We start from the raw sequence: 6247 nt of genomic DNA on the forward strand, positions 1-6247 counted from the left end.
GTGTGTGAGCAGCTCGAGCGGTGCGGCCTGACCCGGGCCGAGGGCGACAGCTGGCGACGCGTCATCATCGAGAAGCCGTTCGGCCACGACCTCAAGAGCGCCCAACAGCTCAACGACATCGTCGAGGGCGTCTTCCCGCCCGACGCCGTCTTCAGGATCGACCACTACCTCGGCAAGGAGACCGTCCAGAACCTCCTCGCCCTGCGCTTCGCCAACCAGCTGTTCGAGCCGGTGTGGAACGCCAACTACGTCGACCACGTGCAGATCACGATGGCCGAGGACATCGGCATCGCCGGCCGGGCGGGCTACTACGACGGCATCGGGGCGGCCCGCGACGTCATCCAGAACCACCTGCTCCAGCTCCTCGCCCTCACCGCGATGGAGGAGCCGGTCTCCTTCGACGCCAAGGACCTTCGCGCCGAGAAGGAGAAGGCGCTCTCGGCCGTCCGGCTGCCTGCGAACCTCGACACCGGCGCGGCCCGCGGGCAGTACGCCGCCGGGTGGCAGGGTGCCGAGGAGGTCGTCGGCTACCTCAGCGAGGACGGCGTCGACCCGGACTCGCACACCGAGACCTTCGCCGCGGTGACCCTCGAGGTCGACACCCGACGCTGGGCCGGCGTGCCGTTCTACCTGCGCGCCGGCAAGCGGCTCGGCAAGCGCGTCACCGAGATCGCCGTCGTCTTCAAGCGGGCGCCGCACCTGCCGTTCGAGCACACGGCCACCGAGGAGCTCGGCCAGAACGCCATCGTCATCCGCGTCCAGCCCGACGAGGGCGTGACGCTGCGGTTCGGCTCGAAGGTGCCGGGCTCGCAGATGGAGGTGCGTGACGTGACGATGGACTTCGGCTACGGGTCCTCGTTCACCGAGGCCTCTCCCGAGGCGTACGAGCGGCTCATCCTCGACGTCCTCCTCGGCGACCCGCCGTTGTTCCCCCGCCACGAGGAGGTCGAGCTGTCCTGGCGCATCCTCGACCCGCTCATGGCGCACTGGGCCAAGGACGGCAAGCCGGAGCAGTACCCGGCCGGCACGTGGGGGCCGCCGTCGGCCCACGAGATGCTGAAGCGGGACGGACGTCACTGGAGGATGCCGTGATCAGGGACCTGACCGACACGACGACCACGGGCATCAGCAAGACGCTCGTCCGCCTCCGCAACGAGGTCGGCGCCATGGCGCTCGGCCGGGTCCTGACGCTCGTCATGGTCGTCGAGGACACCGACGCCCAGGAGGCCATCGACGCCGCCAACCAGGCCAGCCGGCAGCACCCCTGCCGCATCATCGTCGTCATCCCCGGTGAGCGGCGCGGCAGGAACCGCCTCGACGCGCAGATCCGCCTGGGCGGCGACGCCGGCGCGAGCGAGATCGTCGTCCTGCGGCTCTACGGCGCGCTGGCCGGGCACGGGCCGAGCGTCGTCGTGCCGCTCCTGCTGCCCGACTCCCCCATCGTCGCGTGGTGGCCGGGCAAGGCGCCCGACGACGTCGCCAAGGACCCCATCGGCGCCATGGCACAGCGTCGGATCACCGACGCCGCCCTGCACCACAACCCGCGGCTCATGCTCAAGAAGCGGGCGGCGACGTACGCGCCGGGCGACACCGACCTGTCGTGGACCCGACTCACGCTGTGGCGCGGGCTGCTCGCCGCCGCCCTCGACCAGCCGCCGTACGAGCCGATCACCGGGGCCGTCGTCAGCGGCGCCCCGGACTCGCCGTCCTCCGACCTGCTCGCGGCCTGGCTCACCCGCCGCCTCAAGGTGCCGGTGCGGCGCGTCTCGACGCCTCGGGGCTCGGGCATCAGCTCGGTGCGCCTGGAGCGGCGCAGCGGGCCCATCGACCTCGTCCGTCCCGGCGACGTCGTCGCGACGCTGTCGCAGGCAGGCCAGCCGGACCGGCGGATCAACCTGCCCCGGCGCGAGCTGCCCGAGTGCCTCGCCGACGAGCTGCGCCGGCTCGACCCCGACGAGGCCTACGCCGAGGCGCTGTGCCGCGGCCTGTCCGACCTGCAACCGGCCCGGCTGTCGGCCGCCGCGGCGGCCAAGGCCGGCAAGGCCCCCGACCTCGCGGAGGCTCGCCGGCTCGCCGCGCGCCTCGGCCACGACGAGTCCGCCCAGGACGCCAGCGCCATGATCACCGCGCCTCCGGCCCCCGGGACGGCCGAGACCGCGCAGGTCAAGGAGGCGACGGCCCGCAAGCTCGCCGGCAAGCGGACGCCGCGCGAGAAGGCCACAGCCAGGGCGCGCAAGAAGTCCGACGCGTCGACGGCCAAGCGGACCGCTGCGGCGACGGCGACCACCGGGCCCGCGACGGCGAAGAAGGCGTCCTCGTGAGCGAGCCCCGCGTCGTCGTTCACCCGGACAAGCAGTCGCTCGCCGATGCCGCCGCCGCTCGCCTGGTCACCGCCCTGCTCGACGCCCAGGCCCGCTCCCCCGAGGCCCAGGTGGCCCTGACGGGTGGGTCGATGGGGTCGGCGGTGATCGCCTCGCTGGCGCAGGTCCCCGGCCGCTCGGCCGTCGACTGGTCACGCGTGCGGGTCTGGTGGGGCGACGAGCGCTACCTGCCCGCCGGTGACCCCGACCGCAACGACACCCAGAACGACGAGGCGGGCCTGACCACCCTCGGCCTCGACCCGGCGAAGGTGCACCGGGTCGCCGGGCCGGACGCGTCCGAGAACGCCGAGGCCAGTGCCGCGGCGTACGCCGCGTCGATCCGTGAGTTCGGCCAGCAGGCCTGGGACGTCGTCCTTTTCGGCGTCGGGCCTGACGGGCACGTCGCCTCCCTCTTTCCGCACCACCCGGCCCAGCGCATCGGGGACGCGATCGCCGTGGCGGTCCACGAGTCACCGAAACCGCCGCCCGACCGGGTCAGCCTGACCTTCGAGTGCTTCGAGCGAAGCCACGAGGTGTGGTTCCTCGTCGCAGGTCCGGACAAGGCCGAGGCGGTGGCCGCCGCGCTCGCCCCCGGCACCGACCGCTGGGACGTCCCCGCGGCGGGCGTCCGCGGCACCGACGCGACGCTGTGGCTCGTCGACGCCGACGCCGCCTCCGGGCTCGGCTGAGCCGGCACCCCACGGGAACGACGGAGGGCCCGGGACGTCGTCCCGGGCCCTCCGTCGTGCGTCGGTGGTGACCGTCAGGTCACTGGATGAGGCCGCGCTCCCGGAGCGTGCTCAGGGCCTCGTCGAGGATCGCTGCGCCGTCGGCGTCGCTGCGCCGCTCCTTCACGTACGCGAGGTGCGTCTTGTACGGCTCGACCTTCGGCGGGGCGGGCGGGTTGTCCTTGTCCTGGCCCGCGGGGAAGCCGCAGCGGGGGCAGTCCCACGTCTCCGGCACGACCATGCCCGGCTCCTCGGCGAAGCTCGGCCGGGTCTCGTGCCCGTTGGAGCACCAGTAGGAGATGAAGACGCGGGGGGCGGCGTCGCCGCGCTCGGCCTCACCCATCGGGCCCGCGCCGACCCGGCTTCCACGAATGGCGTTACCACTGGCCATGGCGTGCTCCTCTCAGCTCGCGAAACGGGCCAACAGGCCCAGGCCGATGATCGCCGTCGCCCAGACCACGGCGACGGCGACGGTGAAGCGGTCGAGGTTGCGCTCGGCCACCGACGAGCCACCGAGGGACGTCGACATGCCCCCGCCGAACATGTCCGACAGGCCACCACCCTTGCCCTTGTGCAGCAGGATGAACAGGGTCAGGACCAGGCTGGACAGGACCAGCAGGACCTGGAGCACGATGCGAACCGCATCCACGGTGGTCACTCCATCTCGTCGGGGTCGTCGGCGCTCGGGTCTCGTGCCGTCCGCTCGCGCGGCCGGTCCCCGGCGCTCGGGACAGGATACCTCCCGGGCCCGCCACGGCCGAACGGCCGCGGCGGGCGGGAGGTGCGGTGACGCGAGCGGTCAGCCGGCGGTCACGTGGTCGCGGTAGCGGCAGATCGACGCGAACTCGGCCGGGTCGGTCGAGGCGCCGCCGACGAGGGCGCCGTCGACGTCGTCCTGCGCCATGATGGTGGCGACGTTGGCGGCCTTGACGCTGCCGCCGTAGAGGACGCGGACGCCGTCGGCGACCTCGGCCCCGTAGAGCTCGGCGAGCAGCACCCGGATCGCGGCACAGACCTCCTGCGCGTCGTCCGGGGTCGCGACCTCGCCGGTCCCGATGGCCCAGATGGGCTCGTAGGCGATGACGATGGTGGCGGCCTGCTCGGGGGTGACGCCGTCGAGGTCCTCGCGCAGCTGCGCGACGACGTGCTCGACCTGGCGGCCCTCCCGACGCACGTCGAGCGCCTCGCCGCAGCACAGGATCGGCGTCAGGCCGTGGGCGTAGGCCGCCCTGACCTTGGCGTTGACGACCGCGTCGGTCTCACCGTGGCCCTCGCGCCGCTCGCTGTGCCCGACGACGACGTAGGTGCAGCCGAGCTTGGCGAGGAACGCGCCCGAGATGTCGCCGGTGTAGGCGCCGGACGCGTGCGGAGAGAGGTCCTGGGCGCCGTAGCGCAGCTCGAGCTTGTCGCCCTCGACGAGGGTCTGCACGGAGCGCAGGTCGGTGAAGGGCGGCAGCACGGCCACCTCGACCGCAGCGTGGTCGTGCTTGGCGTCACGCAGCGTCCAGTCCAGCTTCTGCACGAGGTGCGTCGCCTGGAGGTGGTCGAGGTTCATCTTCCAGTTGCCGGCCATGAGCGGGATGCGACCCGCGGGCTTGGTGTCCTTGGCCATCAGGCGTCGTCCTCCTCGAGAACGGTCAGTCCGGGCAGCTCCTTGCCCTCGAGGTACTCGAGGCTGGCGCCACCACCGGTGGAGATGTGGCCGAAGTCGGAGTCCTCGAAGCCGAGCTGGCGCACCGCGGCCGCCGAGTCACCACCACCGACGACCGTGAGGGCGCCCCGGGCCGTGATGTCGACGAGCGCCTGGGCCAGCGACTTCGTCGCGGCGGCGAACGGCTCCATCTCGAACGCGCCCATCGGGCCGTTCCAGAAGACGGTCCGGCAGTCGGCGAGCTTCTCGGCGAAGAGGCGGCTCGACTCGGGACCGATGTCCAGGCCCATCCGGTCGGCCGGGATCGCGTCGACGGCGACGACGTCGTGGTCGGCGTCGGCGCTGAACGCGTCGGCGGCGACGACGTCGACGGGCAGGACGATCTCGACGCCATCCTGCTCGGCCCGCTCGAGGTAGCCCTTGACCGTGTCGACCTGGTCGGCCTCGAGCAGGCTCTTGCCGACCTCGTGGCCCTGGGCGGCGAGGAAGGTGAAGACCATGCCGCCCCCGATGAGGAGACGGTCGGCCGTGCCGAGCAGGTTGCCGATGACGCCGAGCTTGTCGGACACCTTGGCCCCTCCGAGCACGACGGCATACGGCCGCTCGGGGTCCTTGGTGAGGCGGCGCAGGACGTCGACCTCGGTCTGGACGAGGCCACCGGTGGCGTGCGGGAGGAGCCGGGCGACGTCGTAGACCGACGCCTGCTTGCGGTGGACGACGCCGAAGCCGTCGGACACGAAGGCGTCTGCGAGAGAAGCGAGCTCGCCGGCGAACTCGGCCCGCTCCTCGTCGGTCTTGGCGGTCTCCCCGGCGTTGAAGCGGAGGTTCTCGAGGAGCAGCACCTGTCCGTCCTGCAGGGCGGCGGCCTTGGCCTTCGCGTCCTCGCCGACGGTGTCCTCGGCGAAGGCGACCTCGCGGCCAAGCACCTCGGCGAGGCGCTTCGCGACGGGCGCGAGGGAGTACCTGGCCTCGGGCGCGCCCTTGGGCCGGCCGAGGTGGGCGCAGACGATGACGCGGGCGCCGGCGTCGGCAAGGCCCTGGATCGTCGGGGCGGAGGCGCGGATGCGGCCGTCGTCGGTGATCGTCGAGCCGTCGAGCGGCACGTTGAGGTCGGACCGGACGAGGACGCGCTTGCCGCGCACGTCCCCGAGGTCGCTGGTGGTCTTCACGCGGTATGCCTCTTCAGTGGTTGGGGTCAGCCGGACACGGAGACGGCCACCGCCCCGGCGTGTCGATGACAGCCGAGGGCGGTGGCCGGGTGGCTCAGAGGGACGCGCCGACGAGCTTCACGAGGTCGACGAGGCGGTTGGAGTAGCCCCACTCGTTGTCGTACCAGCCGACAACCTTGACCTGGTTGCCGATGACCTTGGTGAGGCCGGCGTCGAAGATGCACGAGGCGGGGTCGGTCTCGATGTCCTTGGAGACGATCTGGTCCTCGGTGTAGACGAGGTAACCCTTGAGCGGACCCTCGGCGGCGGCCTTGACCGCGGCGTTGACCTCCTCGACGG

The 6247-nt window shown here is 72.5% G+C and carries 7 protein-coding genes and 1 pseudogene; 3 read left to right on the forward strand and 5 right to left on the reverse strand.

Going from position 1 to position 6247, the window contains the following annotated elements; genetic code table 11:
• From zwf to pgl, 3 genes are all read left to right on the forward strand, one after another.
• Positions 1 to 1092 (forward strand): glucose-6-phosphate dehydrogenase (gene zwf, locus ACR9ZK_RS20300; protein WP_481343775.1); only part of this gene is annotated, 1092 nt, incomplete at its 5' end.
• Positions 1089 to 2321 carry a glucose-6-phosphate dehydrogenase assembly protein OpcA gene (opcA, locus tag ACR9ZK_RS20305; RefSeq protein WP_481343776.1) on the forward strand — a complete coding sequence of 411 codons (1233 nt, stop codon included), beginning with the start codon at positions 1089 to 1091 and terminating at the stop codon, positions 2319 to 2321. The genes zwf and opcA, both read left to right, overlap by 4 nt.
• Positions 2318 to 3049 carry a 6-phosphogluconolactonase gene (gene pgl / locus ACR9ZK_RS20310; protein WP_481343777.1) on the forward strand — a complete coding sequence of 244 codons (732 nt, stop codon included), beginning with the start codon at positions 2318 to 2320 and terminating at the stop codon, positions 3047 to 3049. The genes opcA and pgl overlap by 4 nt, the downstream gene beginning before the upstream one ends.
• A 79-nt stretch (positions 3050 to 3128) precedes the next feature.
• On the opposite strand, the gene ACR9ZK_RS20315 is transcribed toward pgl, so the two are convergent.
• The 5 genes and pseudogenes from ACR9ZK_RS20315 to ACR9ZK_RS20335 all read right to left on the reverse strand — a co-directional run.
• Positions 3129 to 3479 (reverse strand): RNA polymerase-binding protein RbpA, encoded by a 351-nt coding sequence (locus ACR9ZK_RS20315; RefSeq protein ID WP_481343778.1) that lies wholly within the window; start codon positions 3477 to 3479, stop codon positions 3129 to 3131.
• 12 nt (positions 3480 to 3491) lie between these two features.
• Positions 3492 to 3737 carry a preprotein translocase subunit SecG gene (secG, locus tag ACR9ZK_RS20320; protein WP_481343781.1) on the reverse strand — a complete coding sequence of 82 codons (246 nt, stop codon included), beginning with the start codon at positions 3735 to 3737 and terminating at the stop codon, positions 3492 to 3494.
• A gap of 150 nt (positions 3738 to 3887) precedes the next feature.
• Positions 3888 to 4700 (reverse strand): triose-phosphate isomerase, encoded by an 813-nt coding sequence (gene tpiA / locus ACR9ZK_RS20325; protein WP_481343779.1) that lies wholly within the window; start codon positions 4698 to 4700, stop codon positions 3888 to 3890.
• Positions 4700 to 5908, reverse strand: coding sequence for a phosphoglycerate kinase (locus ACR9ZK_RS20330; RefSeq protein ID WP_481343780.1), 1209 nt, complete (start codon positions 5906 to 5908; stop codon positions 4700 to 4702). Before ACR9ZK_RS20330 ends, tpiA begins: the two co-directional genes overlap by 1 nt.
• Before the next feature lie 94 nt (positions 5909 to 6002).
• Positions 6003 to 6247 (reverse strand): annotated as a pseudogene (locus ACR9ZK_RS20335) (type I glyceraldehyde-3-phosphate dehydrogenase); the annotation flags it as partial.

The organism is Monashia sp. HAY1-5C, assembly GCF_056755255.1.